This window comes from Nonomuraea sp. MG754425 (genome assembly GCF_021699195.1).
GTDB lineage: Bacteria > Actinomycetota > Actinomycetes > Streptosporangiales > Streptosporangiaceae > Nonomuraea.
Genome location: NZ_SSXE01000572.1, coordinates 1 through 303 on the forward strand (window position 1 = coordinate 1; position 303 = coordinate 303).

1 protein-coding gene is annotated in these 303 nt (G+C 74.3%); it reads right to left on the reverse strand.

The genetic code is table 11. The annotated features are described in order from the left end of the window. A partial coding sequence (locus FAF44_RS54015; protein ID WP_237111231.1) for a hypothetical protein occupies nt 1–180 on the reverse strand: 180 nt, incomplete at its 3' end. Nucleotides 181–303 lie beyond the last annotated feature (123 nt).

Genomic DNA, 303 nt, shown 5'->3' on the forward strand with positions numbered 1-303 from the left:
GCGGCCCACGCGGCCGAGGCGTTCGGGCTGGCCGGTGACCGGGTTGGTGCGCACCACGAGGAAGTCCTCGTCCGTGACGACCGGCAGGCCGGTGACGGGGTCGGTGACCTGGCCGACCGGCACCTTGCGCACGTTCCACCCGGCGAGCTGGGCGTGGGACAGCAGGTCCTCAGCGGTCATCGGGCCAGGCGCCGTGTAACCGAGCCCGTCACCGGCCTGCCGGTCGTCACGGACGAGGACTTCCTCGTGGTGCGCACCAACCCGGTCACCGGCCAGCCCGAACGCCTCGGCCGCGTGGGCCGC